At 45.0% G+C, this 666-nt stretch carries 1 protein-coding gene and 1 pseudogene; one reads left to right on the top strand and one right to left on the bottom strand.

The features are described 5' to 3' along the window. Positions 1-103, top strand: a pseudogene (locus R8N49_RS27700) (Cu(I)-responsive transcriptional regulator); the annotation flags it as partial. 47 nt (positions 104-150) lie between these two features. Here R8N49_RS27700 and R8N49_RS27695 read toward each other — a convergent pair. Continuing rightward, the coding region (locus tag R8N49_RS27695) for an ATP-binding cassette domain-containing protein (protein ID WP_318190526.1) at positions 151-666 on the bottom strand (516 nt) is incomplete at its 5' end.

Genomic DNA, 666 nt, shown 5'->3' with positions numbered 1-666 from the left:
TGCTCACCTGATGGAAATCAAAAAGCAGTTGGAAGGTTGGGTATCGGCTTGTCCCGGCGATGCAAAAAGTCGCTGTCCAATCATAGACGAGCTCACTAAGTAAGCTCGCCTGTCTATTGCAGTTCGTTAAAGGCAACAAGTTGGTTCAGATTAATGGTAAGTGCACATGCGTTTGCCATTTAACTCAATGATGTTAAATGGCGTTTCGTAGATGTCTTCCAATGTTGTTGCCTGAATCACCTCTTCAACCGCGCCACTTGCCACCACTTTGCCTTGTTTAAGCGCCAGAATGACATCGGAATAGCACGCCGCGAAGTTGATATCGTGAATCACAACCACCATTGCTTTGTTCATGTCATGAGCAAGCCTTTGAATCACCTTCATGATCTGCAATGAATGCTTGATATCCAAGTTGTTCAGCGGTTCATCTAAGAAAACATAGTCCGTATCCTGAGCAATCACCATGGCGATAAACGCCAACTGGCGCTGACCACCACTCAACTCATCCAAGTATTTATCTTGAATGTCTTGCAGGTCTAAGTAATCAATGGCTTGTGCAATGACCGCATGATCGTCTTTGGTAAGATTGCCTTTTGAATAAGGGAAGCGACCAAAAGAGACCAGTTCTTTCACGGTAAATCGCATCGTGATTGAGTTCGCTTGGCG

This window comes from Vibrio sp. 1978, from assembly GCF_033344345.1.
This window is presented reverse-complemented; position numbering and strand designations above follow the sequence as displayed.